This window comes from Mesorhizobium xinjiangense, assembly GCF_009749525.1.
Lineage (GTDB): Bacteria > Pseudomonadota > Alphaproteobacteria > Rhizobiales > Rhizobiaceae > Mangrovimarina > Mangrovimarina xinjiangensis.
In genome coordinates, this window is sequence record NZ_WOAC01000007.1 from 122,630 (window position 1) to 147,969 (window position 25,340).

General features: G+C 62.2%; 31 protein-coding genes, 1 tRNA gene and 1 riboswitch. Of the genes, 5 read left to right on the forward strand and 27 right to left on the reverse strand.

The genetic code is table 11. The annotated features are described in order from the left end of the window. Nucleotide 1: 1 nt before the first annotated feature. The 10 genes from gcvH to GM909_RS09910 all read right to left on the reverse strand — a co-directional run bounded on the left by gcvH (nt 2) and on the right by GM909_RS09910 (nt 9,088). Entirely contained in the window at nt 2-370 is a 369-nt protein-coding gene (gene gcvH, locus GM909_RS09865; protein ID WP_157016212.1) for a glycine cleavage system protein GcvH, read from the reverse strand. Nucleotides 371-375: 5 nt separating this feature from the next. Then, on the reverse strand, nt 376-1,479 hold the full coding sequence (gcvT, locus tag GM909_RS09870; RefSeq protein WP_157016213.1) for a glycine cleavage system aminomethyltransferase GcvT: 1,104 nt from the start codon (nt 1,477-1,479) through the stop codon (nt 376-378). Between the two features lie 152 nt (nt 1,480-1,631). Continuing rightward, nucleotides 1,632-1,717: riboswitch (glycine riboswitch) on the reverse strand. 88 nt (nt 1,718-1,805) lie between these two features. Then, nucleotides 1,806-2,189, reverse strand: a complete 384-nt coding sequence (locus tag GM909_RS09875) for a helix-turn-helix domain-containing protein (protein ID WP_157016214.1) — start codon at nt 2,187-2,189, stop codon at nt 1,806-1,808. 96 nt (nt 2,190-2,285) lie between these two features. After that, nucleotides 2,286-3,128, reverse strand: coding sequence for an S-formylglutathione hydrolase (gene fghA / locus GM909_RS09880; protein ID WP_407941275.1), 843 nt, complete (start codon nt 3,126-3,128; stop codon nt 2,286-2,288). Nucleotides 3,129-3,300: 172 nt separating this feature from the next. Further along, nucleotides 3,301-3,891, reverse strand: coding sequence for a DUF1353 domain-containing protein (locus GM909_RS09885; protein ID WP_157016216.1), 591 nt, complete (start codon nt 3,889-3,891; stop codon nt 3,301-3,303). A 110-nt stretch (nt 3,892-4,001) separates the two neighbouring features. Further along, the gene (locus GM909_RS09890) at nt 4,002-4,469 is read right to left on the reverse strand and encodes a YaiI/YqxD family protein (RefSeq protein ID WP_157016217.1); all 468 of its coding nucleotides are present in this window, start codon (nt 4,467-4,469) and stop codon (nt 4,002-4,004) included. Beyond that, a complete protein-coding gene (locus GM909_RS09895; RefSeq protein ID WP_157016218.1) occupies nt 4,466-5,590 on the reverse strand; it encodes an S-(hydroxymethyl)glutathione dehydrogenase/class III alcohol dehydrogenase in 1,125 nt (374 codons plus the stop codon). Before GM909_RS09895 ends, GM909_RS09890 begins: the two co-directional genes overlap by 4 nt. Before the next feature lie 78 nt (nt 5,591-5,668). Further along, entirely contained in the window at nt 5,669-6,529 is an 861-nt protein-coding gene (locus GM909_RS09900; RefSeq protein ID WP_157016219.1) for a substrate-binding domain-containing protein, read from the reverse strand. A gap of 3 nt (nt 6,530-6,532) precedes the next feature. Further along, the gene (locus tag GM909_RS09905) at nt 6,533-7,057 is read right to left on the reverse strand and encodes a c-type cytochrome, methanol metabolism-related (protein WP_157016220.1); all 525 of its coding nucleotides are present in this window, start codon (nt 7,055-7,057) and stop codon (nt 6,533-6,535) included. Nucleotides 7,058-7,210: 153 nt separating this feature from the next. Beyond that, on the reverse strand, nt 7,211-9,088 hold the full coding sequence (locus tag GM909_RS09910) for a methanol/ethanol family PQQ-dependent dehydrogenase (protein WP_198174199.1): 1,878 nt from the start codon (nt 9,086-9,088) through the stop codon (nt 7,211-7,213). A gap of 534 nt (nt 9,089-9,622) precedes the next feature. Between GM909_RS09910 and GM909_RS09915 the strand changes: the two genes are divergently transcribed. Continuing rightward, a complete protein-coding gene (locus tag GM909_RS09915; protein ID WP_157016222.1) occupies nt 9,623-9,979 on the forward strand; it encodes a hypothetical protein in 357 nt (118 codons plus the stop codon). A 13-nt stretch (nt 9,980-9,992) separates the two neighbouring features. On the opposite strand, the gene GM909_RS09920 is transcribed toward GM909_RS09915, so the two are convergent. From GM909_RS09920 to GM909_RS25750, 13 genes are all read right to left on the reverse strand, one after another. Next, the gene (locus GM909_RS09920) at nt 9,993-10,733 is read right to left on the reverse strand and encodes an ABC transporter ATP-binding protein (protein WP_157016289.1); all 741 of its coding nucleotides are present in this window, start codon (nt 10,731-10,733) and stop codon (nt 9,993-9,995) included. After that, nucleotides 10,702-11,436, reverse strand: a complete 735-nt coding sequence (locus GM909_RS09925; protein WP_157016288.1) for an ABC transporter permease — start codon at nt 11,434-11,436, stop codon at nt 10,702-10,704. Before GM909_RS09925 ends, GM909_RS09920 begins: the two co-directional genes overlap by 32 nt. Before the next feature lie 83 nt (nt 11,437-11,519). Further along, nucleotides 11,520-12,509, reverse strand: a complete 990-nt coding sequence (locus tag GM909_RS09930) for an ABC transporter substrate-binding protein (RefSeq protein WP_157016223.1) — start codon at nt 12,507-12,509, stop codon at nt 11,520-11,522. 37 nt (nt 12,510-12,546) lie between these two features. Continuing rightward, on the reverse strand, nt 12,547-12,768 hold the full coding sequence (locus GM909_RS09935; protein WP_157016224.1) for a hypothetical protein: 222 nt from the start codon (nt 12,766-12,768) through the stop codon (nt 12,547-12,549). A 179-nt stretch (nt 12,769-12,947) separates the two neighbouring features. Further along, complete coding sequence (locus tag GM909_RS09940; RefSeq protein WP_157016225.1) at nt 12,948-13,583, reverse strand: hypothetical protein; 636 nt, start codon at nt 13,581-13,583, stop codon at nt 12,948-12,950. Continuing rightward, nucleotides 13,580-14,458 carry an ABC transporter permease gene (locus GM909_RS09945; protein ID WP_157016226.1) on the reverse strand — a complete coding sequence of 293 codons (879 nt, stop codon included), beginning with the start codon at nt 14,456-14,458 and terminating at the stop codon, nt 13,580-13,582. The genes GM909_RS09940 and GM909_RS09945 overlap by 4 nt, the downstream gene beginning before the upstream one ends. Further along, on the reverse strand, nt 14,455-15,234 hold the full coding sequence (locus tag GM909_RS09950; RefSeq protein ID WP_157016227.1) for an ABC transporter ATP-binding protein: 780 nt from the start codon (nt 15,232-15,234) through the stop codon (nt 14,455-14,457). Before GM909_RS09950 ends, GM909_RS09945 begins: the two co-directional genes overlap by 4 nt. A 38-nt stretch (nt 15,235-15,272) precedes the next feature. Next, nucleotides 15,273-15,722 carry a cupredoxin domain-containing protein gene (locus tag GM909_RS09955; RefSeq protein ID WP_235911792.1) on the reverse strand — a complete coding sequence of 150 codons (450 nt, stop codon included), beginning with the start codon at nt 15,720-15,722 and terminating at the stop codon, nt 15,273-15,275. Nucleotides 15,723-15,756: 34 nt separating this feature from the next. Continuing rightward, nucleotides 15,757-16,716 carry a YVTN family beta-propeller repeat protein gene (locus GM909_RS09960; RefSeq protein ID WP_235911810.1) on the reverse strand — a complete coding sequence of 320 codons (960 nt, stop codon included), beginning with the start codon at nt 16,714-16,716 and terminating at the stop codon, nt 15,757-15,759. Between the two features lie 41 nt (nt 16,717-16,757). After that, nucleotides 16,758-17,990, reverse strand: a complete 1,233-nt coding sequence (locus GM909_RS09965; protein WP_157016230.1) for an ABC transporter substrate-binding protein — start codon at nt 17,988-17,990, stop codon at nt 16,758-16,760. Between the two features lie 392 nt (nt 17,991-18,382). Continuing rightward, nucleotides 18,383-18,757, reverse strand: a complete 375-nt coding sequence (locus tag GM909_RS25740; RefSeq protein WP_198174193.1) for a hypothetical protein — start codon at nt 18,755-18,757, stop codon at nt 18,383-18,385. Nucleotides 18,758-18,964: 207 nt separating this feature from the next. After that, entirely contained in the window at nt 18,965-19,234 is a 270-nt protein-coding gene (locus GM909_RS26470; protein ID WP_407941276.1) for an alpha/beta fold hydrolase, read from the reverse strand. A gap of 66 nt (nt 19,235-19,300) precedes the next feature. Continuing rightward, nucleotides 19,301-19,747 carry a hypothetical protein gene (locus GM909_RS25750; protein WP_198174200.1) on the reverse strand — a complete coding sequence of 149 codons (447 nt, stop codon included), beginning with the start codon at nt 19,745-19,747 and terminating at the stop codon, nt 19,301-19,303. Between GM909_RS25750 and GM909_RS09975 the strand changes: the two genes are divergently transcribed. Beyond that, the gene (locus GM909_RS09975; protein WP_198174195.1) at nt 19,643-20,509 is read left to right on the forward strand and encodes a LysR substrate-binding domain-containing protein; all 867 of its coding nucleotides are present in this window, start codon (nt 19,643-19,645) and stop codon (nt 20,507-20,509) included. The two genes, GM909_RS25750 and GM909_RS09975, sit on opposite strands and share 105 nt — an antisense overlap. Before the next feature lie 179 nt (nt 20,510-20,688). After that, complete coding sequence (gene terL, locus GM909_RS09980; protein WP_157016232.1) at nt 20,689-20,925, forward strand: phage terminase large subunit; 237 nt, start codon at nt 20,689-20,691, stop codon at nt 20,923-20,925. 201 nt (nt 20,926-21,126) lie between these two features. Here the strand turns inward: terL and GM909_RS09985 are convergent, their stop codons facing one another. After that, nucleotides 21,127-21,858, reverse strand: a complete 732-nt coding sequence (locus GM909_RS09985) for a molybdopterin cofactor-binding domain-containing protein (protein WP_198174196.1) — start codon at nt 21,856-21,858, stop codon at nt 21,127-21,129. A 24-nt stretch (nt 21,859-21,882) separates the two neighbouring features. Here GM909_RS09985 and GM909_RS09990 point away from each other — a divergent pair, with 24 nt between their 5' ends. Then, nucleotides 21,883-22,458: a TetR/AcrR family transcriptional regulator gene (locus GM909_RS09990; protein WP_157016234.1), complete on the forward strand. Its 576-nt coding sequence runs from the start codon at nt 21,883-21,885 to the stop codon at nt 22,456-22,458. A gap of 213 nt (nt 22,459-22,671) precedes the next feature. Here GM909_RS09990 and GM909_RS09995 read toward each other — a convergent pair whose 3' ends face one another. The 3 genes from GM909_RS09995 to GM909_RS10005 all read right to left on the reverse strand — a co-directional run bounded on the left by GM909_RS09995 (nt 22,672) and on the right by GM909_RS10005 (nt 23,715). Then, nucleotides 22,672-22,881, reverse strand: a complete 210-nt coding sequence (locus tag GM909_RS09995) for a hypothetical protein (RefSeq protein ID WP_157016235.1) — start codon at nt 22,879-22,881, stop codon at nt 22,672-22,674. Nucleotides 22,882-23,106: 225 nt separating this feature from the next. Continuing rightward, a tRNA-Ala gene (locus GM909_RS10000) sits at nt 23,107-23,182 on the reverse strand. A 152-nt stretch (nt 23,183-23,334) separates the two neighbouring features. Then, nucleotides 23,335-23,715 carry a TIGR02300 family protein gene (locus tag GM909_RS10005; protein ID WP_157016236.1) on the reverse strand — a complete coding sequence of 127 codons (381 nt, stop codon included), beginning with the start codon at nt 23,713-23,715 and terminating at the stop codon, nt 23,335-23,337. Between the two features lie 278 nt (nt 23,716-23,993). Here GM909_RS10005 and aroA point away from each other — a divergent pair, with 278 nt between their 5' ends. Further along, the gene (gene aroA / locus GM909_RS10010; protein ID WP_157016237.1) at nt 23,994-25,334 is read left to right on the forward strand and encodes a 3-phosphoshikimate 1-carboxyvinyltransferase; all 1,341 of its coding nucleotides are present in this window, start codon (nt 23,994-23,996) and stop codon (nt 25,332-25,334) included. Nucleotides 25,335-25,340 lie beyond the last annotated feature (6 nt).

A 25,340-nucleotide genomic window follows, 5' to 3' on the forward strand; every position in this document is an offset into this window, starting at 1 on the left:
CTTATTCGATCATTTTCTTGTAGGCAGCCTCGTCCATCAGACCGTCGAGCTGGCCGGCATCGGCGAGCTTCATGCGCCACAGCCAGCCGTCACCGGTGGCCGCGCTGTTGACGAGCGACGGGTCGCCGGGCAGCGCCTCGTTGACGGCGCTCACCTCGCCGTCGGCCGGTGCGTAGACGTCGGACGCGGCCTTGACGGATTCGACCACCACGGCGACGTCGCCCTTCGTCAGGGTCTTGCCGGTCTCCGGCAGCTCGACAAATACGAGATCGCCAAGCTGTTCCTGGGCGTAGTCGGTGATGCCTACGGTGGCCTCGCCTTTGTCGACGCGGATCCATTCGTGATCTTCTGTGTAATAGGTCTCGGCCATCGTATTCATCCCTTGTGATAGCGATGCGGTGTGAAGGGGAGGGGGTGAACGGCGATCGCCAGCCGATTGCCCCGGATTTCCGTAAAGAACTGCGTGCCGGGCGAGGCTCGGTCGGCCGGCACATAGCCCATCGCGACCGGGTGTCCGGCCGAAGGGCCGAACCCGCCGGAGGTCACGCTGCCGACCGTCTCACCGTTTTCGTCGAGAAGCGGGGCGCCGGCGCGCACCGGCTGACGTCCCTCGGGTTTCAGGCCGACACGCTTGCGGGCCGGACCGTTGGCGATGGCGCGGCGCAGCGCATCGGCACCGACGAAACCGCCGGTCTCGCGCAAGGGTTTGGGGATCGCCCACATCAGGCCGGCATCGAGCGGCGTCGTGTCGGCCGTGATGTCCTGGCCATGCAGGCACAGGCCGGCCTCGAGGCGCAGGCTGTCGCGGGCGGCAAGACCGATCCACTCGACGCTGTCCTGGCCAAGGAGATCTTGCGCCAGCGCGCGCGCCTCATCTGCCGGCAGGGCGATCTCGAAGCCGTCCTCGCCCGTATAACCTGAGCGGCTGAGGAACCAGCCCGCGCGCGGCTCGACGCCATGCATGAAGACGAGCCCTGTCGTATCGATCCCGGCGCGGTTCAATGCCGCCTCCGCTTCGGGACCCTGGATTGCGATAAAGACCCGGTCCAGCGGTTCGACCGCCACGTCGAGCCCTTCGGCAAGGCGGCGCAACTGTGCTTCGTCGGCGGCCGCGTTGCCGGCATTGGCGACGACCATGAATGCGTCGCCGCCAAGACGGGTGACGATCAGATCGTCGATGATCCCGGCATCGTCGTTGAGCAGGAAGGAGTAGCGCGACTGGGATTGGTCCAATGCAGCCGGGTCGAGCGGGCACGCGGCGGCGATCAGCCGCGCGCCATCAGTGCCGGAAACGCGGAAAAGCCGCATATGCGATATGTCGAACAGTCCCGCCTTTTCGCGCACATGGAGATGTTCCTTCATCACCCCCAGCGGATAGGTGATGGGCATCGACCAGCCGGCAAAAGCGCCGAACTTCGCGCCCGCCTCGCGGTGCAGGTCCTCAAGCGGCAGTTTGTGAAGATTATCGGTGCTGGTCATCGCTTCTCCCAAAGGTGCACGTATACGGCCGCCGCATGACGACCCTTGCGTGCCCCTCTGTCGGAAGCCTGAGAGACTTGCGCCGCCGGAACTCTGTCGGAGACGCTTACACCTTCGGCGCGGGGCGGAGCCCCGACTTTCCAGAGTGTCTCATTCTGACCACGGTTCTCTTTGCCTGAGAGATTTCGGGCGATTTCCCCTTCGGCGGCCGGTTAAGGCTCTCTCCCGCGATCAGACGGGCCATTTTGGACCCGAGACGATTCTGTACCTAGCGCAGGACGAAGCATTTGTCACGGGTGGCGTTGCGCGAGACGCGCGGAGACCGGTCAGCGTTCGGCTTCAAGCCGGACAAGCTCGCGCTGGATGCGCTGGATGATGCGTCCGGTGTCCTCGTGCATATGTTTCAGCCGCTCCAACTGCATCGTCACCGCCGCCAGCGGGTCAGGTCCGATATCGTCTTCCGGCGCGTCGCCGACCCCATGAAGCAGCCACAGCATGTTGACGTTGAGAACGCCGGCAACCAGCGACAGCCGCTCGACACCCGGCTCTGAACGGTCGCTTTCCCATTGTTCGATGGTTTTTTTCGGCACCCCGACGCGGCGTGCCAACTGCGTTGTGGTCAGGCCCTGTGCATCGCGTGTGCGCGACAGGCGGCCGCCAAACGTATCATTGTCGGGGAGTCGGCGATGAATAGAAGTCACTACGGCCATACGGTCATTGCCTCCTTCAGCGCGGTCGCCTGGGTGTCATGATAGGGACGACCGCGTGGAATGTCGCTTCGGCTCGCGCCAAAGCATGTCGCGCTTTCACAAATTCGCCTCTAATCGGGCCGCGTGCCAGCGCAGGTGATCGTCCATGAAGGACGAGATGAAGAAATAGGAATGGTCGTAACCGGCCTGCATCCGCAGGGTCAGCGCAATATTAGCCTTGCGGCAGGCTTCCTCGAACAGCCATGGCCGCAATCCCTCGTCCAGGAACCCGTCCGCGGCCCCCTGGTCGATCAGAAACTCCGAAAAGCTGCGGCCGTCTTCGACCAGCGCGCAGGCGTCATAGGCGCGCCAATCGGCCTCATTGGGTCCAAGGTAGCGTTCGAAGGCGGGCCGCGACCAATCCGCTGTCGACGGGTTGACGATCGGGGCGAAGGCCGAACAGCTTCGAAAACGCTCCGGGTAGTGCAGAGCCAGCGTCAGTGCGCCGTGCCCTCCCATGGAATGACCGAAGACGGCCTGACGGTTCATGTCGGCGGGAAAATTTTCCGCCACCAGCGCCGGAAGCTCTTCCGCCACATAGCTGTGCATGCGGTAATTGGCCGAATAGGGCGCCTGGGTGGCGTCGACATAAAAGCCGGCGCCGGAGCCGAATTGCCAGTTGCCCTCGTCGTCCGGCACGTGATCCCCGCGCGGGCTCGTATCCGGGCATACGACGATCAGGCCGAGTTCGGCTGCCACGCGCCGGTACTCGCCCTTTTCCATGACATTCTGGTGCGTGCAGGTCAGGCCCGACAGATACCAGAGAACCGGGCAGGGGCCGTGCGCGGCCTGCGGCGGCAGGAAGAGCGCAAAGGTCATATCGCAGCCGCAGGTTTCGGAAGCGTGTGTGTAGACACCCTGCTGGCCGTCGTGGGATTTGGCTATCGATACAGTTTTCAGGCTCATCAGTCTCGCTCGGAACGGATATCCGCGCTGCATGTTGCGATGTGGCCGGGACGGCGACATGAATTGTCGCGACGAGGAGGTCTTTCCTAACATGCCTGACACGAATTCCAAACCCCGGGTGGGCGGGATCGTCCGATCGAGCGGCTCGGCGGGCCTTGCGGGGCGTTCAGAACTGGGCGTTTGGCGGGCGTTCCTGTGGTGGCGGCAGAACGGGAATTTCCTGGGCGCGGCGATCGATTTCGGCGTCGATCGCCTCGATTCCGGGGGCTTCCGTCTCGATCCATTTCAGGAGGTTATGGAAGTCGATGTCGCTCATGCTGTGCATGACGCTCACTTGCGCGCCTTCTTCCAGAACGACGACGCCATTGACGGCGATCGCCCCGCTCGCCGTCCTCCAATTGGGACCGAAGGTCCTGACCATTGCGTACATGAGTTGCGCCCGCGTTTCACCGACGCCGCCGGCACGGCATGCTTCGTAGAACATGCGGTGGGTCGCCTCGGCCGATCGCGTCCGCACCGTGCAGAAATAGTCATGCACGACCGATGCGCGCCGGTAGTCGCCGACGAAAGGCGGGCCGAAGGTGGTCCAGAATATCTGGGGAATCGACGCGCCGTCGACCACGGCATTCTTCTTCGCCGTCCATGCCAGAGCGGCACCGTCGACAAAGGTGAAATCCTGATTGAGCTTGACGCTGCGGTCGTCGCCGGCCTCGCTGAGCCAGGTGACGGAGACGTTGCCGGTAAAATGCGCGGCCATGACAATCCTCCCGTGATCAGGCGTCGGACACGCCGCCCGACGCCCGACACTATGTCACTGCGATCAGCAATGTCTGTGAAGTTGGCCGCGCAACGGCCTCGCCGAAAGCGTCATCGCGGTCGCAGGGCGCGCCGCACGGTCGAGTCGAGGGACTGCAGGAAGGCCGAGCGGTCGCGGGCCGAAAAGCCCGCATTGTGCCCCTTGATCTCGCCGGTCTCACGCAAATGCTGGTTCAAGTCGCGCATGGCGAGCGCCATGCCCACCGTTTCGGTGGTGAACGGCCTGCCGGTCGGGCCAAGCGCGTTGGCGCCGCGTTCGACGGCCCGGGCGGCCAGCGGAATGTCCGCCGTCACCACGATGTCGCCCGGCTGCAGATGCTCGACGATCCAGTCGTCCGCCGCGTCGGCACCCTTGGCCACCACGACATGGCGAACGGCGGGATCGCGCGACGGACGCAGGCCTCCGTTCGATACCAGGGTCACCGTCAGTTCATGCCGGTCGGCGACCCTGACGACCTCTTCCTTCACCGGGCAGGCATCGGCGTCGACGTAGATCTGCGGACGTGACGGTCCGGTCAATAGACCACCACGCTTCTGATCGACTTGCCCTCATGCATGAGGTCGAAGCCCTTGTTGATCTCGTCGAGCGAGAGCGTATGCGTGATCATCGGGTCGATCTCGATCTTGCCGTCCATGTACCAGTCGACGATCTTCGGCACGTCGGTGCGTCCGCGCGCGCCGCCGAAGGCGGTGCCCTTCCACACGCGGCCCGTGACAAGCTGGAAGGGCCGCGTGGAAATCTCCTGGCCCGCGCCGGCAACCCCGATGACGATCGATTCGCCCCAACCGCGATGGGCGCATTCGAGCGCCTGGCGCATCACCTTGACATTGCCCGTGCAGTCGAAGGTGTAGTCGGCGCCGCCGATCTGGTCGGCCCCGCGCCTGGTCATGCTGACGATCTCGGCCACCACGTCGTCGACCTCGTTCGGGTTGACGAAATGGGTCATGCCGAAGCGCTCGCCCCATTCCTTCTTGTCGTTGTTCAGGTCGACGCCGATGATCATGTCGGCGCCGGCCAGGCGCAAGCCCTGGATGACGTTCAAGCCAATGCCACCCAGGCCGAAGACGGCGGCCGTCGCCCCTTCCTCGACCCTGGCCGTGTTGATGACGGCGCCGATGCCGGTCGTCACGCCGCAGCCGATATAGCAGATCTTGTCGAAGGGCGCCTCGGGATGGACCTTGGCCACCGCGATCTCCGGCAGAACGGTGAAGTTGGAGAAGGTCGAGCAGCCCATGTAGTGGAAGAGCTTCTCGCCGTTCACCGAGAAGCGCGAGGTGCCGTCGGGCATCAGGCCCTGGCCCTGGGTTGCGCGGATGGCGGTGCACAGATTGGTCTTGCGCGACAGGCAGGAGGGGCACTGCCGGCATTCGGGCGTGTAGAGCGGGATGACATGGTCGCCCTTCTTGAGGCTGGTGACCCCCGGGCCGACATCGACGACGACGCCGGCGCCCTCATGGCCGAGAATGGCGGGAAAGGTGCCTTCCGGATCGGCGCCCGACAGCGTGAACTCGTCGGTGTGGCAGATGCCGGTCGCCTTGACCTCGATCAAGACCTCGCCCTCGCGCGGGCCCTCCAGGTCGACCTCCATGATCTCCAGGGGCTTGCCGGCTCCAACGGCAACGGCGGCACGGGTCTTCATTGCTCGTCTCCTCCCGAAAGTTCCAAACGCATCCCCGCTTTTATATGCCAGGCCGGCGGGAACGCAGCCTCCGGCGCGCTAGCGGATCGGCTGATCCTGCTCATCGAAGAGCGGAACATGATAGCTTTGAAGCAGTTCGTTGATCTCCTCCTGATTGTCCCGAATGAAACCGTTGAGCGTCCGCTTCCATTCCTGGTCCGATGGACGCACGCCCATCGTGATGCGATAGGCCAGCCGGGCCCCCGCCTTTTCCCGGACGAGCGGGATCATCGAAAGATCCGTGCCGGCCTCGTGAACATAATAGCCCGCCATGGCCCCCCAGATCGCAGCAGCGTCGATCTTCTCGTCCACCAGATCGTCGATCATGCTCTTGGCAACCGACGGCACGGCCCGCGTGTCGACCATGAGGGGGTAGACCTTCGCCTTTGACATCAGTTTGGCTGCGGCGAGATGAGATGCGGGCGGGGTCCCCTGCACGACCCCAACGCGCTTTCCGGCCAATCTGGGGTCCGAAATCGTCGTCACGCCGTCCAGGCCGCTATCGCGCTTGTACACCAGAACATAGGCCGAGCGGTAATAGGCATTGGTGTTCTGTACGAGTTCGTCACCTTGCGCGTATCCCATGATGACGTCGCAGCGGTTGGCGCCAAGGGTGTTGCGGACGAAGCCCATCACCGTCGGAAACCAGAAGTATCTTACCTGCTTGCGTCCCAGTTTCTCGGCCATGAGTTCGGCAAGCCTGTTCTCGAAGCCCTGACCATCCATATCGCTAAACGGCATGTTCGAGGGATCGGCGCAAACACGGAGAATCTCGGGGTCGACAAGCTCGCCCGCCGCACCAAGTCCGGCGCCCTGGGCAGACGCCACTGCCGGCGCGAGCGTCAGTGCAAGTGCCAGGGCAACACCATATTGGTAGAAAGACGACCCGAGCCAGTTCATCGGTCACCCGCTCATGCAAGCGTCTTCATGGTCCTTCGCAGCCTCGGGCTTGTCGGCCTTCTTTGGGGGCCTGCCACGCGGAATGCCACCCACCGAACGCGCCCGGAGATAGATGTAGAGATCGTCCAGATAGCAATAGACGTTCTTGTTGTCGCCGAACCCCGGCATGACGCTTTCCTTGCCGGCGCCGACGTCCTGGATCCCCTCGGCCACGATGGCGAGAAAATTGGCATAGTCGATGCTTTTCATGGAGTCGATGAGCGGCGGCGCATAGGTCGATCCCATCCCGTCCGGCCCATGACAAACATGGCAATCGGCATGGTAGCGCCGGTAGCCGCTGAACGTATACCAGTCCACGACGCCGCCATCGAGGATCTTGAAGGTCGGGTTGCCTTCGGCGTCGAAATACATGCCGTTCTGATCGCTCACCGCCTGCGCCTTTTCGGCATTGTCCTGGGCCTGCGAGGCGCTCAGTACGGCCGGGGCCAGGACGAGTGCGGCGGTAAGTGGCCATATGCGCAATGACATTCATCTACCTTCCTTGCAGCGACGAGCCTCCGAACCCGCTTGGCCTTGCCCGACCATCGATCTCGAATTGGGGTCCAAGGCCGACTGCCGTGACCGGCGCGTTTCCATCTGACTGGGAGCCCCGGACGTCATCGCCCGGGGCCAGCTTGCTGATCACTCGGGCAGGCCGAACACCGTCAACTGTCCGCCGAGCGTCGTATAGTCCGCCAAAGCAGCATAGCCGCCCACGGCGCCAAGACCGGCCGTGGCGACGGATTCGCTTTCTTCAGTCGGGGCATTCTCGCCGGCCACCGCTGTCTGCCATGCCGCGGCGTTTTCGGGTGCCAGGAGGCCGCCTGCAAGACCGATGCCGGCCCAGCCGCCGACGCCAGACAGAACGGCGATGTATTGCTTGCCGTCATGCTCGAACGTGTTGACGTTGCCGATGATCCCGGACGGCGTCTTGAACCTGTAGAGCTCGTTTCCGTCATGATCGACGGCCTTCAGATAGCCTTCCAGCGTTCCGTAAAACACCACGTCACCGGCCGTCGCCAGCGCGCCGGACCAAACGGAGAACTGTTCCTGCTTCGACCACACGATCTCACCCTTGGCCGCATCCCAGGCTATGAAGTTGCCCATGCCGCCATGGCTGTCAGGGGTGGGATACATGGAAACCGTCGCACCGACATAGGGCTGACCTGCGGTGTAGCTTACCCGGTAGGGTTCATAATCCATGCAGACATGGTTCGTTGGAACGTAGAACAGTCCGGTCTTCTTCGAATAGGCTGCCGGCTGTTGGTCTTTCGTGCCGAGTGCGGCAGGGCAGACGCCAGTAGTATTGACGTCCTCGCCGTTGTGGTCCGTCGAATATTCAGGCACGACCTGCGGGCGGCCGTACTGGTCGCTGTTGGGGTCCATCTCGACATGGGAGGCCCAGTTTACCGTCGGATCGTACTTCTCCGCCACCAGGAGCTCGCCTGTCGCGCGGTCGAGCGTGTAGGCGAAGCCGTTGCGGTCGAAATGCACCAGCACGTCGCGGGCCCCGCCGTCGATCTCCATGTCGTCGACGAGGATCATTTCGTTGACGCCATCGTAGTCCCATTCGTCATGCGGCGTCATCTGATAGAGCCATTTGGCCATGCCGCTATCGAGATCACGCGCGAAGATGGTCATGGACCAGCGGTTGTCGCCGGGGCGCTGGTTGGGGTTCCACGTCGACGGATTGCCTGTGCCGTAATAGATCAGGTTGAGTTCCGGATCATAGGCATACCACCCCCAGGTGGTTCCGCCGCCGGTCTGCCACTGCTCGCCTTCCCAAGTGTTCATACCTGAATCCGGGCCGACAGGCTCGCCGAGATGCGTAGTGTTTTCCGGATCGATCAGGGTTTCGGAATCGGGACCTGTCGAGTATCCGCGCCAGGCCAACGATCCGTCGTTCAAACTGTAAGCCGTGATATGGCCGCGCACGCCGAACTCGGCGCCGGAAATGCCGACGATCACCTTGTCTCCGGCCACCATTGGCGCGGAAGTTCCGGATTCTGACAGGCTGCCGTCGACGGCCTCGCCATTCTGAGCCTGCCAGGCAACCTCACCGGTCTTGGCGTTGAGCGCGGTCAGCATGGTGTCCGCCTGGTAGAGCAGAATCAGGGCTGACCGATCGCCTTCGGGCGGCGCATAGGCCACGCCGCGATTGACCGTGTCGCAACACATGATGGGAATGACGTTCGAGTCCTGTCGCGGCTCGTATTTCCAGAGGATCCTGCCCTCATTGTTGAGATCCAGCGCATAGACCGTGTTGGGGAACGGCGCGTGGACGTACATGGTATCGTCAACGACCAGCGGCCCGCCTTCATGGCCACGCAAGACGCCTGTCGAAAACGTCCATTTGACCTGCAGATTCCCCACATTGTCCTTGTTGATCTTGTCCAGCTCGGAATAGCGGGTATTGGCGTAATCGCCCGTAGGCATCGTCCAGTTGTTGGCGTCGCCCGCGAGTTCCTGAAGGGTCTCATTGGCCGAGGCTGCCAGGGGCGAGACGCCGACCAGCAGCATTACGGTGAGTGGAATTGACGTAGCCTTCAAAAGCGCACGCATTGTTTTCCTCCCGATATCTTCCATCAAGGGATCGTCCCTCGCGCCCGTTCAGGCTGCGTTGGCGATTTGACGTGGGAAGTACTTCCGGCAGCCTGTCACGACCTGAGCCGGATATGCAGCGGGCACCGAAGCTGCCTACCCAATACCGGCCTACGATGGGCAATCATCGCTCCCTAGGACGATGAACCCTTTGATGCCGGAAGCAATATAAGACTATGACATAATTATAATCTCTGCAATAAATAAAGAAATTACTTATATTGCATTGCAAAAGAAATCGATGCCGCAATGCAACACAAGAGATATTACAACATGCGTAGATGAATTTACTAATATATTTTGCGTTATCATCGCCAATTGAATCCTTCAAATACACTCAAGTTATGATATGCAATCAAATATATACGTAGATCGATGATCATAATCCGAACTCGAATACGGCTTGACTGCGTCGCCTTGGATTCCTCATGCTGTCAGCCGGAAGGATCGGCAATGCCCGCACGGTTGCTGTTTGCAGGCGCAGTTCTCGCCCTCCTGGCGGTCGGCCCCTTGGCCTGGGATCCGGCGCATGCGCGATCCGACTATCCGACATCCGCCCTCGCTGACTATGTCTATGGCTGCATGAAGGCCAACGGCGAGACACGCGACATGCTCGAGCGCTGCTCCTGCTCGATCGACGTCATCGCATCCATCATTCCTTATGAGCGTTACGTGACCGCCGAAACCTTCCGCCGCATGGCGCAGATGACGGGCGAAAGAAGCGCACTTTTTCGCGAAACGGCTCCGGCGAAGGAGGCCACGGCGGAACTGCGCCGTGCTCAGGCGGAGGCCGACATCCGCTGCTTCTGAATGGAGCACCCTCTCACGCCATCTCGGGGAACTCCGCGTGGAACGATCGCTCCAGATCGTTCATGGCCTGCGGGCTTCGCCGACTGCGCGGCAGGCGGACGAAGAACGTGCCCAAGGTGCGTGCCGGGCGCGATGACAACACGATGATGCGGTCCGACAGCATCAGCGCCTCACGCAAATTGTGTGTCACCATCAAGGCGGTGGTGGGCTTGCCGGACCAGATGGCCAGCAGCAGATGCCTGAGCCGTTGGGCAGTCCGCTCATCGAGCGAGACGAAGGGTTCATCGAGGAACAGAATGGCCGGATCCACGGCGAAGGCGCGTGCGAGTGCGGCGCGACGCGCCAGCCCCAGAGACAATTCGGAGGGGTAGAGCGAGCGCATCGCCGTCAGCCCCAGGCTCTCGAACAGTCCCTCGAGATCGCGGTCTCTCCGCTCGTGCGGCAGGGCGAGCCGTACATTTTGCTCCAGCGTACGCCAGGGCAAAAGAGTCGGCTCTTGGAAGGCGGCAGCGACACGTCCCTCGGAAGGTGTGGGGAGCTGGAACGTTCCGGTGAATTCTCTGTCGAGTCCCAGAAGGATGCGCACCGTCGTGGTCTTGCCGCAGCCCGAGGGTCCCAGCATGCAAGCGAATTCGCCCTGCGGAACCTCGAAGGAGAGGCCGCGTATGGCCGCAACGGGCAGACCCTGCGCCGAGCGGAAGGTTTTCTCGGCGATATCCACCTTAAGCGGGGTGTCGGCGCCAACGGGTCGCATGTCGCTCAACGGGCTGCACCAGGACGAATTCGACGAGAAGCATCACGGCAACGAAGGCAAGCGTGTAGGCAAGGATGGCCGCGACGTCGAAGAGCTGAAAATGGAGATGAATCTGAAAGCCGACTCCATTTGGCCGGCCGAGCAGTTCAACGACGAGCACGATCTTCCAGATCAGCGCGATACCCGAGCGCGAGGCGGCGGCGAAATAAGGCTGCAACTGCGGCAGCAGAATGTGGTGCAGCCGATCGAGCGCGCTGAAGCGATATACACGCGCCATTTCCATATAGCGCGGATCGAGCGCACGCGCGCCTTCCCGCATCGTGACTACGACGTTCGGGATCTTGTTGACCGCGACGGCGCATACGGCCGCCGCTTCGTTGAGGCCGAACCATACATAGGCGAGCACGATCACGACGAGGGCGGGAATGTTGATGAACAAGACGACCCAGGGATCGAAGAAGCGGTCGGCGCGGCGGTGCGTGCCGAGCGCGATGCCGATGGCGGAGCCGATCGTCATGGCCAGAAGATAGGCGGCCACCACGCGCATCAGCGTGACGCTGAGATTGAAGGCAAGCGCTCCGCTCGCGGCTTCGACGCGCAACGCCTGCCAGACCGCGGTGGGCGGCGGAAATGTCCGGCTCGGCCAGACCGTGGCCGCCACCTGCCACAAAACGCACAGGCCGGCCAACGAGATGAGCGCCATGAATGCGGGCGAAGCGAGAATCCTTTGCCGCAACCGGCGCGCCGGCACTGTCCCGCCGCCTTGCTCCACGACCTGCCGCGAATTCATTCGCTCAGCCCGGAGAAATAGGTGCCGTCCGCCATTTCCGGCTCGGACCCGACCAGCTTCTCCCCACCGATCTGTGCAAGGACGCCGTAGAGCAGGGCGGCATCGGCGCGCTCTTCGTCGATCGCCCGGCCGGGAATACCCTCGCGAAAGCGGTTGCGCAGGGCATCGAGTTCCTCGCCCTCGGCGCGTGTCATCGGGGCCAGGCGCAGCCACTCCTCGTCCGACGTCGCCAGCAATTGCTTGGCGGCGGCCGATGCCTTAGCAAAGCCGTTGACGGCCGCAGGGTTCTCCTCGGCCCATTGTTCATGGAAGACATAACCGAGCGCAGAGACCTTGCCCTTGGCGCCGAGCGCGGTCGCGGCCACTTCCGCGCTGGTCAGGCGGCGGAATCCATTGGCTTCAAGGCGCGCGCAATAGTGCCAGAAATTGAGCACCGCATCGAGCTCGCCCTGCATCGCTTTTTCCGCCAGTAGCGGCGGTGCGCCATAGACTATCTCCGCCTCGTTCGGCAGATCGAAGCCGAAATCGCGCTCTGCCTGGGCTTGGATCAACAGCCAGCTCTTGTCGAGTGGCCCGCCGGCCACACCAATCTTCTTGTGCTTGAGATCAGCCAGCGTTCGCATGGGCGAATCCCTGCGAACCATGATGGCGCCGACTGCCGTCGAGTAGGGGATCAGCGTCAGGTCGTCCCCGGCCGCGCGCTGGCGCGACACCCACAGCCAGTCCGACACGATCACATCGAGCTCGCCCGCCAGCATAGCGACGTTGGTCGCATCCTCGCCGGCGAAATAGGAAACCTCCAGATCGATTCCGTTGGCGGCATCGATACCATGGTGCTTGATCGTGTCCAATTCCCAGCTCACCGTCCCGTATTTCAGGACGCCGACGCGGACTTTCTCGGCGGCAAGCGATACCGGCGCCGACATCATGGCCGCGATCGATGCCAGCACTGCAAAAAGCAGCGTGCTGCGCCTTACGATATTCATCTCTTCCTCCCAGGTTCTCCTCCCGCCTTGCCGGTCGTCAGATATCCTCTCCAACGTCAGGAAATGCACATCGCCAGCGCACGACGCGATGCGCGGGATGCTGCTGCGACCATCGGGCAATGTAGCTCGGCGCCAGAAACATGCATTGCATCAACGATCCCGCGCTCTCGCCCGTGCTCTCGAAGGAATGGCGCTCGACGCGGCACTCCTCCGGGCTGGCAGCCAAGCAAACGGTCATTACGAGTTCGACGAGATTCAACCGGCGCCTCCTGTTTCGCGGCACCTGATAGGCGTCCGACCGTTGCTGCAGCCGGCTCCCCGGGCCGTCGCGCGGCACTAACGGTTGCCGCCGCAACGGTCGCTCCCGAAACGCTACGCCCGGTGCCGTGAAGCGTCAATAAAGCCATGTCACGCACATTCAGGCCTGCTTGCATTCCCCTATTTCTCCTTAGCGATGAGCCCGGCTATGGTCTGCGCGAGTTGATAGAGCCGCCGCTCGATCAGTCGCGGCACCTCGCAGACATACTCAAGTGACTGGGCGCGTTCCTGGAAAAGCCGCGTCTTCAGGACGAGAGCGTCGGTTCGTTGCGCCAACGCGTTGGCGTCGGCGTCCGGCTGTTCGCCCAGCGCATCGATTTGCCCCTGTTCGGCGCGCAGCGAGGCCGCGAGTTCGGTTTGCTTGCGGGCGTAGCGTCCGATGCCCGAGATGACCTCGGATCGCTCCCTGTTCATCCGGTCGAACAGGCCGCGCGCCAGCATGAGGAGCCGGGGTTCGCGGTCGTCCTGCGGCGTGACCGAGTCGGCAAAGGTACGGATGTCGGCCTGTGCCTCCTCGATCGGAATGCGCCGCTGCGACAGCCTTGCCACGAGATCGGCATTCTCGTTTTCCTGTGACCACTTCCTTGTCGCTTCAGGCAGTTGCGGACCGGTCCAGATCTGGGGCAGCGAGAGCCGAGGAACCTTGCGCTGGATGCAGGGCCAGTCGGGGTCCTGCTCCGGTTGCGCCAGGGAAGGGTCTGCGGCGACAGCCGACAGCGCGGTGAGCAGAAAGGCCCCGATCAGGCTGCGCGTCATGCGTTGCCTCCCATATTCTGTTTGCGCGCCATCAGGCCGCGCGAAGGATCGTAGGCGCGGATCGCCGCGGCCAGAAAGATCGCCGTACATACGGCGACGACACCGAGCGAGAGCCATTCGACCTGGCCGTAAAGAGCGAAGCGGATGAGTTCGACCGCGTAGCTGAACGGATTGGAGCGGCAGATCGTGTAGAGCAACGGGCTCGCCTCCTGGATCCGCCAGAGCGGATAGAGTGCCGAGGAGGCGAAATACATCGGAAAGATCACGAAGTTCATGATGCCGGCGAAATTCTCGAGCTGCCTGATGAGCGAGGACAGGAGCATGCCGAGCGCGCCCAGCATGAGGCCCGACAGAAGCAGGGCCGGTAGGACCATGACATATCCAGTGGTCGGCGCCTTGACGCCCCAGAACCAGCAAATGGCAAGGAAGACATAGACTTGCGCGATCGAGACGGCCACCCCGGCCAGGAGCTTGGACACCAACAGATACCAGCGCGGGAACGGGCTGACGAGCAGCGTACGCATGCTGCCCATCTCCCGATCGTAGACCATCGAGAGCGAGGACTGCATGCCGCTGAACAGCATGATCATGCCGCAAAGACCGGGGGTGATATAGACCTCGTACAGCACATAGGTCGTGTAGGGCGGGATGATCGATACACCCAGCACCTGCCTGAAGCCGGCGGCGAAGATGAACAGCCAGATGAGCGGACGCACCAGCGCAGCCACGAAACGCTCGCGCTGGTGCAGGAAGCGCAGCCCCTCGCGCACCATGATGCCCTTCAGGCAGATGAGATAATGCTTCAGGCCGAAGGGCGGCAAGTCGGGATCGTGCCGGCCATGGCGTACCGTATCTCCTGCAATGCCGGCGTTCATGACGCACGCTCCGCGCCGTTTGCGGGCGGCCCGGCCTGTGTGAGATGTGCAAACGCCTCCCCGATGGTTGCCGCGCCCGTTTCCGCCGTGATCGACGCGACGGTGCCATCGGCCACAAGCCGCCCCTCATACAGCACGACGACGTGATCGCCGTCATCGACCTCGTCGATCAAATGGGTCGCCCAGAGTACGGTCATCCCTTCCTCGGCGACCAGCCTGCGGATGTGGGCGAGGATGTCGGCGCGCGACCGGATATCGAGCCCGACCGTGGCTTCGTCGAGCAGGAGAAGACGCGGCGAGTGCATGAGCGAGCGGGCGATCTCGATGCGGCGCATCTGACCACCCGAGAGCTGGCGCACCTTATCGCGCCCGTGTCCGTCCATGGCCACCGAGCGAAGCGCGCGGGCCATTCTCTCCTCTCTCTCCAACGCCGGAATGCCGTGGAGCGACGCGTGATAGGCGAGGTTCTGCGCCACACTCAGATCGAAGTCGAGCGTGCGGGCCTGAAATACGATGCCGAGCCTGCGCAGCGCTGCGCCGCTGCGACGGCCTATGTCGTGGCCGAATATGCGGATCGACCCGCTTTGGGTGCTGTAAAGACGGGTAATCAGCGAAAAAAGTGTCGTCTTGCCGGCACCATTCAATCCGAGAAGAACGGTAAAGCGTGCCGATGGAATGGCGAAGCTCACATCGGCGAGCGCACGTTTCGCCCCGTAGGAATGGCTGAGCGCACATACGTCCAGTGCGGCAATGCCGCCGCCGTCTTTCCTCGTCATGACGTGTTGCAAAACCGCTTGGCCTCCTGCCGGTCGGCCTATTTGATCGTGATCGTGCCCTGCATGCCGCGATCCGCCAGGTCGGGTATCGACCAGCTGTAGATGCCGGGCCGCACGGTGTTGAATTGTACCTGTATCGTGCCGTCGGAGTCGAATTCGAGCCAGGCCGGCGCCCCGTTCATGTGAACCTCGAGATCCTCGATGACGATCTGGTTCATCCAGACATGGCGGAAGAGATCGGTGTGGAACTTGTATTCCAGCCGGCCGTTGGACGTGATCTTCCAGCGATATGCCTGATCGGAGAGCAGCTCAAAGTCCGCCTGATTGATCGCAAAATCGTCCTCGGGCGATCCGATGATGAGCTCCGGCACGTCCTGGCTTGACAGCGTGCGTTCGGAAGCGTCGTCGTCATCATCCTGTGCCCACCCGGAGGGTGGCGCGAATGCGAACCCGGCAATGAGAGCGAGCGAGGCGATCAGTTTGTTCATTGTCTGCATCCTCAATGGCTTGCATGGCCCGAAATCATTTGGGCGACACCACGACACCCCACGGCTCGGCGCCGACCGTGACCGAGTGCACCGGCTCGTCGCTCGCAACGTCGATGAAGGTGATGTCGTTGGAAACCCCGTTGGTGCTGATGATGTATTTCTCGTCGGGCGTGAAGGCGAGTTGCCAGACGCGCTGGCCGACCAGAACGTATTTCTCGACTTCGTAGGTCTCGGTGTCGATGACAGCCACGCGATTGGCGGGACCGAGCGCGACATAGGCCTTCGTGCCGTCCTTGTTGATGCGCACGCCGACTGGCTGAATGGACTCGCTGCGCATGCCCGGTATTTCGAATTCGATCTTGTGCTTGATCTCGCGGGTAGCGTTGTCGATCACAGCGACCGTCCCGCCGATCTCGGCACTGACCCAGACTTCTTCGCCGTCGGGCATGAACTCGGCGAAGCGTGGGCGTGCGTCGACCAGCACGTTATGCGTGTTTTCATGGCTCGCCGTGTCGATGAAATGGGCCATGTTCGTCGTCTCCGACGTGTTGACCAGCGTCGTCCCGTCCGGGCTGATGCCCATGCCCTCCGGCTCCACGCCGACTGGGATCTCGCCCAGCACCTTCTTGCCGGCAATGTCGATGACGGTGACCAGATTGTCGTCCTCATTGGCCACATAGAGGGTCTCACCGTCCGGCGAGAGCACGAACAGCTCCGGATCGGGCCCGGACGGCAGCGTGCCGACGATCTCGTAGGTCTCGGTGTCGATGATCTCGACGGTGTCGTCATCGCTTGCGCAAAGATAGATGAACCTGCCGTCGCGCGAGACGGTTATGCCCCGCGGGCGCTGGCCGACCTCGACCGTTCGCAGCACCTCCATGGTTTCCGAATCCACCACGCTCATCGTGTTGTCTCGTTCGTTGGAGACATAGACCTCGTAGGCCAATGCCGAGCCGGCGCTCATGCCGACAGCCAGTCCCAGGCCCACTATCATTATCCGACTTGGCATTGGGTTCCTCCCATCATCGTTCAGCCTCACCGACGTCGACATTGCGTTTCGGGCTCGTCGACGCCCAACGTGTCGAGCTCGGAGACCTGGTGCAGAAAACCTTCCTGGGGCGAGGTCGAGATGACAGAGCGGGTGTCGCCGAGGAAGATCGGCTGGCGCAATTGCCGGTTCCACGGCCTGAAGGTCAGCCCCTGCCCCTTGAAGGCGGCGATCGAGAAATCCTCAGAGCGGATGAAGGCGTCGATGTCGGCGGGGTCCGTACTGCCGGTGCGCGTGGCCGCCTCGCCGATGACACGGACCGCCGTCCAGGCGGACATGTCCTTCGACAACATACGCCGCCCGCTGGCCTTTTCGAACCGGTTCTGGATCTGTGTCCCGCCCCACTGCTCGCTGGCCGGATGCCAGGCCGACGGCACGAGACCGGCCGTTCCGGCCACCGGACGCGGTACCCAGGTCCGATAGGGCACATAGGTTCCAAACACTTCGCTTTCATCCGCTACCAGCACCACGTCGTGTTCGGGCAGGTCTTGCGTGAATACCGGCATGTGGCGCTGGATCAGCGTCACGCCGGTGTCGGTTCTGCGCGCCGTCCCCGTGTCCTCGAACAATTTTTCGGCGACAATCTCGCCGCCGAAGCGGTGTGCCGCGCGGCGCAGCGCGTCGGCAAAGCGCCGGTCCTTTTCATGCGAGCCGTAAAGCAGCACCCAGCGGCGCCATTGCTTCCAGACGAGATATTGCGCCAGGGCATCTGCCAGCATGCTGCGCGTGGGGGCGATGTGAAACAGGTTGGCGCGGCATTCTTCTTCCCTGAGGATACCGTCGGCCGCCCCGACATTGAAGACAAGTACGCCATCTTCCGCGGCCGTATCAACGATGGACAGCAATTGCTCGGCCGAAATGTCGGTCAGCAGGAACTGCACGCCCCCCGCGCGCAGATCGCGATAGGCGGCCGCCGCGTCGCCATCGAACGGGATCGTGACAGCCTCGAGGATGAATTCCTGGCCGAGGAAGCGGCCGGTCGTGTTGTTATCGCCAATCGCCACATCTGCACCCGCGATGCCGATGTCCTCCGGCGGGATATCGAGCACCGAAAGCGCCAGTTGCGGCTCATAGGCACGCAGATAGCCGATTCTGATCTCGGCCGGGGCCGCCGCCTCGCCCGGATTTTCGGCCTCTTGCGCACAAGCGGCGGACGCGCTGAAGGCAAGCAGGACAATGACGAAAGAGAGAGCAAGAGTGCGAGGCGCTGCGCGTTTCATGGACACACCAATCTCACCCGCCCGTCCAAGCCTAGACAGGCGGAGTTGTTGATGCCCGCGGCAAGGATAACGTCTTCAGCAATATTAGCAACGGGTTGTCCTCGTTCATGACAAATGAGACGGGTTGGTCATCCGGTCTCCGCAGATTTTGAGATATTCGAAGGGTGTCAGTCCGTTGAGAGCGCCGTAAGTTCCGTGGTGGTTGGATGATCAGTCTCACGCCTTCACGCCAGCGTCGACAACGTCATGACCAACGACCACTAGCGGCCAGTACTGCCGCGAGGCCTTCTTGTAGATCCTTGACGAAATACTCGGGAACCTCCAGCGACGGGAAATGTCCCCCGGTTTCAAAGCGTCCCCCATTGGACGATCTGTCGGTACCGCTCCTGCGCTCAGGCACGCGGACACTTCTCGATGTCGCGGGGATATATACTGATAGCCGGGGGGGACATCGACCCGAAGGCCGGGTCGAGCGCGTTAACACCGCCGTGGCTTTCGTAGTAGATGCGGGCCGACGATGCGCCGGTCCGCGTCAGCCAGTGCAATGTGACGTCGTCAAGAACGCGATCTCTGGAAATCGTCTCGAACGGGCTATCCTCGGTATCTGTCCACTCAGCGAACTTGTCGAGGATCCAGACCAGAAGGCCGACCAGTGAGACGACGAGGGAGTAGCCGATGGTTTGCGGTTGGGTCGCCTGATGTTTCGCGTAGTCCGCGCAGGGGCCGCGCGGGGGCCGCCCCAGAAATCGCCGGTGTCCGCGGCCCATTTGCGCTCGTCCTCGGTCAGCCCGTCCGTTGTCAACCCTGGCGGTGCCTGTGCCAACGTTGTGTGGATACCGAGAACGTGAGCGGGGAACCTGCCGCAGAGGATCGTGGTGATCACACCGCCCGGGTCGCCGCCTTGGGCTAGGAACTGGCCATAGCCAAGCCGTCCCATCAGTTCCACCCACGCGGCCGCGATCTTTTTCGGTTCCCTAGCCGGTGGTGGCTGATTTGTCGCTGTAGCCAAAGCCTGGCAGCGACGGGACCACGACGTGGAACGCCGACGCGTCTGGATCTTTCGTATCTGCCAGTTCATCTATGACATGGGTGAACTCGGCAACGCTGCCTGGCCAGCCGTGCGTCAGGATCACAGTGTGGCATCGGCGCGGGCGGACGCGGTGCAGGAAGTGGATGCCCAGATCGTCAATAGTCGTGCGGAACTGGCCGATCCGGTTAAGGAGCGGCGCGATAGACCGTCTCAGCTTCCGGCAGCCGCGCCGCGGCCAGCCGCGCGCAGATTGTCAAGGTCGGCGTCAATTGCGTGGGCTTCAAATGCTTGCACGTCGGTGGTTAGACGGTTCATGAGATCCCCCGCCGCAGTAAGCCGCCGTGGCAAAGCGCTTGAGTGTGGCAAAGCACTGGCGAATGATTTTCGCCCGCTCGATCCGTCCCTGGTTACGGATTCGGTAAATTGCTTCCTGATCAATGCCGGAAGCACGAAGCTGACGCGTGGAGACATTCTCGGAATTAGAAAAACTGTATGCCATCTTGGCCTTGCCTCCATCTACATGACCCATAAAATCTAACAATTCAAGATGTTTTTGGCTTGTCAGAAAAGCTGCGCTATTGTTAGTTTTTCTATCATGATAAAACGGAACGATATCGCTTGGTTGCCGCTGAATTCCCTTCGTGCTTTCGCGGCGGTCCATGAATCCGGCTCTGTCGGTGCCGCTGCGGATGCGCTCAAGGTGACGCATGGCGCAGTCAGTCAGCATCTACGAGGCTTGGAAGACCGCTTGCAGCGCAAATTGTTTACCCGCTCCGGCAATCGTCTGGTCATGTTGCCGGAAGCCGCGGACCTGGCCGACAATCTGCTCCGGAATTTCAGGGCGATTGCCGGTGATATCGAGCAATTTCGACGTGACGAAAATATCCTCAACATCACCATGACGCCGCATTTCGCCCAACATTGGCTGCTGCCGCGCCTTGGTGCGTTTCTGCAGCGTCACCCGGAAATCGATCTGCGCATCAATGCCGATGCGACAGTGCATGATCTTGCACAAGGTGATTTCGATGCCGCTGTCCGGCATGGTGACGGCAACTGGCCGGGGGTGAACTGCGAAAGGCTTCTTGAAGGCAGGGACGTCGTCGTGGCGGCGCCTTCGCTTCTGGAGTCCGTTTCCATTCAAACACCTCAGGATCTGACCAAGCTGCCATGGATTCTGGATGAGGACCGGGACATCGAAATGTCCAATTGGTTCGATGATCACGGCGTCGCCCATCAAGCTCATACACGGATTGCCCGGCTGCCGAGCGCGCTGACGCTTGTCGCGGCACTCGACGGGCATGGCGTGGCATGGCTGCCCCATGTTTATGCTACGCCTTATTTGACCAGTGAGCGCTTGGTGCAATTACTCAGCGACGACCGATGGCCGACACAGAATACACGCCACTATTACCTGTGCTGGGCAGACAGCAAGAACCGCCCGGGTTTCAGGACGTTCCGGCAATGGATAAGGCGGCAAATTCCCAAATAGCCGAGGAGCGAGGCCAGCTTCAGAGCAGCGCCCGAACGAACATTTGCTTCAAGACCAAGGACGCATCGCTGAACTCATTATGACAGGTTGCTGAACTTATCTGCGAAAAACGTACAGAATTCCCCGCCGAAAATGCCAGCGCCCCCCTTGACCCCGTTGCTGTCGTCGCAATCCCGACCATGCCCGTCAAGGCCAAGGCCGACAAGGAAAGCCGCACCCACCGCGTGACCGCGATGATCGAGAACGGCAACGTCCATCTTCCAAACATGGCTCACTGGAAGGACGACTTCCTCAACGAGGTCACAGCGTTTCCGGCAGCCAAATACGATGACCAGGTCGATTCCATGACCCAGGCCCTCAATTGGATGAAGGACGACAATCGAACCGGTCGGTTCTGGACCGGGAAGTTTGGCTAACGCAGAGCGCTACGGGCGGAAGTCGGTTGGACGGCGGGGCAGAAGCCTGGTGATCCTTGCAGGAAGGCGTAATCCGATTCTGGGAATTCGCAAGCCGCCGCGATTGGCAAACGGTCGCCGCGGCAATCTGTGCAGTAGGTGCTGGGTAGGCGGCACCAGAAGCCGGCGTTGAAGGGATACAGAATGCCCCTGGATCCACATCTAGATCAGATCTTCGATACGAATCGGCAGGTGACGAACTCTGGTCCCGGTTGCGTGATAGACCGCGTTGGCGATCGCAGGCGCCACGCCGACAAGAACGACCTCGCCCAGGCCCTTGACGCCGGACCGGTTGACCATCGGATCGGGCTCGTCGATGAATCCGACCTCGATGGACCCGATATCGGCGTTCACCGGCACCAGATACTCGGCGATGTCGGCATTGAGGATTCCGCCATAGCGCTCATCCACCTCGCCGGCCTCGCGCAGGGCGCCGCCGATGCCCCAGACCACGCCGCCGACGGCCTGGCTGCGCGCCGTGCGGGGGCTCAAGACGCGTCCGCAGTCGAACATGCTGACCACTCGTGGCACGCGGATGCGGCGCGTGGTCGGCTCGACCCGGACTTCGACAAAGTGCGCTGCATAGCTGTAGGTAATGAAGTCGGGATAGACGGGGCCGGTCGGCGCGACATGGCCGGTGTCGATTTCCTCCAGGGCCTCTCTGCTCTGGCCGGGTGCGAATGTTGCTGCATTGACTGAGAGCTCGCGGCGATCGGCACGCGCGAGAATTTCTGCCGGAGAAGATCCTTCGGGCGCATTGGTGCCGAGTGCATCGAGCGCCTCGCGCAGCGCTTCGCACGCCGCCTCGGCGGCGGGAATGGACGAGGCGGAGCCCCAGGAGCCGGCCGTCAGCATCTGCGGCACGCCGCGGGTATCGCCAAGGATGGCCGTCACGCTTTCCGGCGCCACGTTGAGGTGATGCGCGCACGCATCCTGGAGGTGGCGGAGGAGCACTTCCGCCGCATCGGCCACCATAAGACGTCGGTGGCCGACATCGCGTCCGAGATCGGCATGAGCCCGGCGAACGTCTACCGTTTCTTTCCCTCCAGGGGCGCAATCAACGAGGCCATCTGCCGGCGGGTCGTGAATGAGGTCGCTGACATTGCCTTTGCGATCGCACGCACGAACGCGCCAGCCTCGGAGAGGCTCGATCGGCTCCTGACCGCCGTTCACCAGCACAACAGGACGAAACTGATCAACGAAAGGCGCATGCACGACATGATTGTCGCCGCCATGCAGGAGAACCGGGCGATCATCAAGACACATCTCGAGCGGATGGTGACGATCTTCGAGGCGATCATCCGCGAGGGCAGCGAAGCGGGCGAGTTCCAGGTCGAGGATCCCGCGGAGGCGGCCCGTGCGGTCAAGGCCGCGTTCATGCCGTTCTTCCATCCGATTCTGATCGAGCACTGCATTCAACACGGCGAAGACACCGAAGCGGGCCTGCGCGAGCAGATTCGCTTTATCCTGAAAGCGCTCGGCAAGTCGGACTGAGGCGTGCCATATGCAGGCACTGTGGTTCAGGAAAAGGGCGCGCGAACACAAGGTATGCGTCCACGGCCAACCCATCTTCACCACCACCGCGCCAACGTTGAACGCAGAGCTGGCAGAACAGGGATATCCCCCTAGCGGCACAAGCCGTCGTTCATCTAAGACAAGCTCGGGCGGCGGCCGTATTGTACGTCAACATGTTGCAGATGTTGGCTTTCAGAAAGGTGTCGGCGCGTCCTCCTGAATGACGCGCGCAACTTCGGCCGGCAGATACAGGGTTTCATTGGCCACGAAAATTGCCCCGGTCGGATCGAGTCCGCGCTTTCGCAACCAAGCGGCTGCTTTCCGCAACTCAGTAATAGGCGTCCTAGGCGACGACGTCAGAAACCCAACGATTTCCGGTGTGAGTGGTGGCTTCATTTCCATGCTCGACTCCGTCAATTGATGATGACCCTATGGTGCCATCGCAATAGCCAAATCGCGACCGACTTGTCGGTGCGTGTTGCATCCGTGTTGCATGGAATAAATTGCGACACGTGACAACCCCGGAAATGCGCGGAACCGAAATGCGGTACGTAGCGCACGCTGGCTACAATGTGGCTATAAATATTATAGCCAGTTTCGATCTTCCGTCTAAGCTATTGATTTTATTGGTGGAGCCAAGGGGAGTCGAACCCCTGACCTCTTGAATGCCATTCAAGCGCTCTCCCAACTGAGCTATGGCCCCACACCCGGCCGGTTGGCCGGCGCCGTTTCCGGCGAAGAGGTCTGGCGCCGCGAATATCCGGCGCCCAGATGCACGCGGCTTCTATATCCAGCCGCGCGGAATATCAAGCCTGCCATCGCACCTTTTTTGCGCGCCCGGCAGCTCGCCGGCACTCAACGCTCTTCCTCGTCGTCGTCGCCGACGCCGATGATGTCGGCCACGTCGTCGCTGCCTTCCTCGTCGCTTTCCAGGAAGGTGTTGTCGTCATCACCCAGATCGACATCGTCGTCATCGTCATCGTCGGCGTCGCTGCCGCCCTTCGCCTCTTCGTCGGCTTCCTCGAGCGAGACGATTTCCGCGCTTGCGCCCTCGCTGTCGATCTCGGTCGTCTCGACTTCTTCCTCTTCCACGATCGTCTCGGAACCGGCCTCGAAATAGGAACGCGGATAAGAAACGCCCGTATAGGGCGAAACGATCGGATCTTTGTTCAGATCGTAGAATTTGCGCCCTGTTTCGGGACAGACGCGCTTTGTGCCAAGTTCCTGTCTAGCCACGACTTCGCCTCGTTGGATAGGGAATGGTACCCGGCCATCGGCGTGCGCCGGCAGCCGCCAAGTACAAGCATTCCGTCATGAAAAGTCCGGTCCCCATAAACACAAGTTGGGTCGATGTCAAAACCTAATCGCGGCACTACAATTGCGTCCGAACACCCGACCTTGCAAGTCCCGATTTGCAGGATGACCGGTGGCGAAAGCCATGTTAGGAAACGGCCGCCGCGCAGCGCGGCCTCGTGCACCCATTGCCCGGCTCCGGCTGACAGGACGACAAGCAGATGAACGCCCATTCCACATCAGTGCCCGCGACCGCACGTAAGTCGAACGGCCTGTCGGGCCAGGTCCGCGTGCCGGGCGACAAATCGATCTCGCATCGCGCCGTCATGTTCGGCGGGCTTGCCTCGGGCGAGACGCGCATCACCGGTCTCCTGGAAGGCGAAGACGTCATGCGCACCGGCCAGGCGATGAAAGCCATGGGCGCGCGCATCGACAAGCGGGGCGACGAATGGGTGATCCAGGGCACCGGCAATGGCTGCCTACTCGAACCCGAGGCGCCGCTCGACTTCGGCAATGCGGGCACCGGATCCCGGCTCACCATGGGGCTTGTCGGAACCTATGACATGGAAACGACCTTCATCGGCGACGCCTCCCTGTCGAGGCGGCCGATGGGCCGGGTCCTCGATCCTTTGAGGCGCATGGGCGTCCAGGTCTTGAAGGCGGCCGACGGAGACCGGATGCCGTTGACGCTGCACGGGCCCAAACATGCCGCGCCCATCGCCTATCGCGTGCCGATGGCGTCGGCGCAGGTCAAATCGGCCGTGCTTCTGGCCGGGCTCAACACGGCCGGCATCACGACCGTGATCGAGCCGGTGGCCACGCGCGACCATACCGAAAGAATGCTCGCAAGCTTCGGCGCCGCGCTCGAGGTGGAGAGCGACCGCGACGGTGCGCGCCACATCCGCATCGAGGGCCAGGGCAGGCTGACCGGCCAGACGATCGCCGTGCCGGGCGACCCCTCCTCCGCCGCCTTCCCGCTGGTGGCCGCACTCATCGTGCCGGGCTCCGACATCGTCATCGAGAACGTGCTGATGAACCCGACGCGCACCGGCCTCATCACCACGCTCCTCGACATGGGTGCCAATATCGAACTGATCGACGAGCGCCGCGCCGGCGGCGAAGATGTCGCCGATCTGCGCGTGCGCGCCAGCGATTTGAAGGGTGTCACGGTGCCGGCCGATCGCGCGCCCTCCATGATTGACGAATATCCGGTACTCGCCGTGGCGGCCTCCTTCGCGGAAGGCGAAACGCTGATGCAGGGGCTCGACGAATTGCGCGTGAAGGAAAGCGACCGGCTTTCGGCGGTCGCCAACGGCCTGAAGGCCAATCATGTCGACTGCGAGGAAGGCGCCGCCAGCCTGCTCGTGCGCGGACGGCCCGGCGGCAAGGGGCTGGGCGGCGGCACGGTCGAAACGCATCTCGATCACCGCATCGCCATGAGCTTCCTTGTCATGGGGCTGGCAACGCAAGACCCGGTGACGATCGACGACCGGTCGATGATCGCTACCAGTTTCCCGGCGTTCGTCGAGCTGATGCGCGGCCTTGGCGCCGAGTTGGAGTGAATTACT

Bases quoted from the DNA above. Each gene is read 5' to 3' on its own strand.
- GM909_RS09995 (WP_157016235.1), bottom strand. From the start codon at position 22,881: ATGGAAATGAAGCCACCACTCACACCGGAAATCGTTGGGTTTCTGACG.
- GM909_RS09905 (WP_157016220.1), bottom strand. From the start codon at position 7,057: ATGTCATTGCGCATATGGCCACTTACCGCCGCACTCGTCCTGGCCCCG.
- gcvT (WP_157016213.1), bottom strand. From the start codon at position 1,479: ATGACCAGCACCGATAATCTTCACAAACTGCCGCTTGAGGACCTGCAC.
- GM909_RS09910 (WP_198174199.1), bottom strand. From the start codon at position 9,088: ATGCTGCTGGTCGGCGTCTCGCCCCTGGCAGCCTCGGCCAATGAGACC.
- GM909_RS09885 (WP_157016216.1), bottom strand. From the start codon at position 3,891: ATGGCCGCGCATTTTACCGGCAACGTCTCCGTCACCTGGCTCAGCGAG.
- GM909_RS09895 (WP_157016218.1), bottom strand. From the start codon at position 5,590: ATGAAGACCCGTGCCGCCGTTGCCGTTGGAGCCGGCAAGCCCCTGGAG.
- GM909_RS09945 (WP_157016226.1), bottom strand. From the start codon at position 14,458: ATGAACGCCGGCATTGCAGGAGATACGGTACGCCATGGCCGGCACGAT.
- GM909_RS09900 (WP_157016219.1), bottom strand. From the start codon at position 6,529: ATGAACTGGCTCGGGTCGTCTTTCTACCAATATGGTGTTGCCCTGGCA.
- gcvH (WP_157016212.1), bottom strand. From the start codon at position 370: ATGGCCGAGACCTATTACACAGAAGATCACGAATGGATCCGCGTCGAC.
- GM909_RS25750 (WP_198174200.1), bottom strand. From the start codon at position 19,747: ATGCTGACTGACTGCGCCATGCGTCACCTTGAGCGCATCCGCAGCGGC.
- GM909_RS09960 (WP_235911810.1), bottom strand. From the start codon at position 16,716: ATGATAGTGGGCCTGGGACTGGCTGTCGGCATGAGCGCCGGCTCGGCA.
- GM909_RS09915 (WP_157016222.1), top strand. From the start codon at position 9,623: ATGCCCGCACGGTTGCTGTTTGCAGGCGCAGTTCTCGCCCTCCTGGCG.
- GM909_RS09965 (WP_157016230.1), bottom strand. From the start codon at position 17,990: ATGAAACGCGCAGCGCCTCGCACTCTTGCTCTCTCTTTCGTCATTGTC.
- GM909_RS25740 (WP_198174193.1), bottom strand. From the start codon at position 18,757: ATGGGCCGCGGACACCGGCGATTTCTGGGGCGGCCCCCGCGCGGCCCC.
- GM909_RS09940 (WP_157016225.1), bottom strand. From the start codon at position 13,583: ATGACGCGCAGCCTGATCGGGGCCTTTCTGCTCACCGCGCTGTCGGCT.
- GM909_RS09925 (WP_157016288.1), bottom strand. From the start codon at position 11,436: ATGGCGCTCATCTCGTTGGCCGGCCTGTGCGTTTTGTGGCAGGTGGCG.
- aroA (WP_157016237.1), top strand. From the start codon at position 23,994: ATGAACGCCCATTCCACATCAGTGCCCGCGACCGCACGTAAGTCGAAC.
- GM909_RS09930 (WP_157016223.1), bottom strand. From the start codon at position 12,509: ATGAATATCGTAAGGCGCAGCACGCTGCTTTTTGCAGTGCTGGCATCG.
- GM909_RS09955 (WP_235911792.1), bottom strand. From the start codon at position 15,722: ATGAACAAACTGATCGCCTCGCTCGCTCTCATTGCCGGGTTCGCATTC.
- GM909_RS09920 (WP_157016289.1), bottom strand. From the start codon at position 10,733: ATGCGACCCGTTGGCGCCGACACCCCGCTTAAGGTGGATATCGCCGAG.
- GM909_RS09950 (WP_157016227.1), bottom strand. From the start codon at position 15,234: ATGACGAGGAAAGACGGCGGCGGCATTGCCGCACTGGACGTATGTGCG.
- terL (WP_157016232.1), top strand. From the start codon at position 20,689: ATGCCCGTCAAGGCCAAGGCCGACAAGGAAAGCCGCACCCACCGCGTG.
- GM909_RS09990 (WP_157016234.1), top strand. From the start codon at position 21,883: ATGCGCGCACGCATCCTGGAGGTGGCGGAGGAGCACTTCCGCCGCATC.
- GM909_RS09875 (WP_157016214.1), bottom strand. From the start codon at position 2,189: ATGGCCGTAGTGACTTCTATTCATCGCCGACTCCCCGACAATGATACG.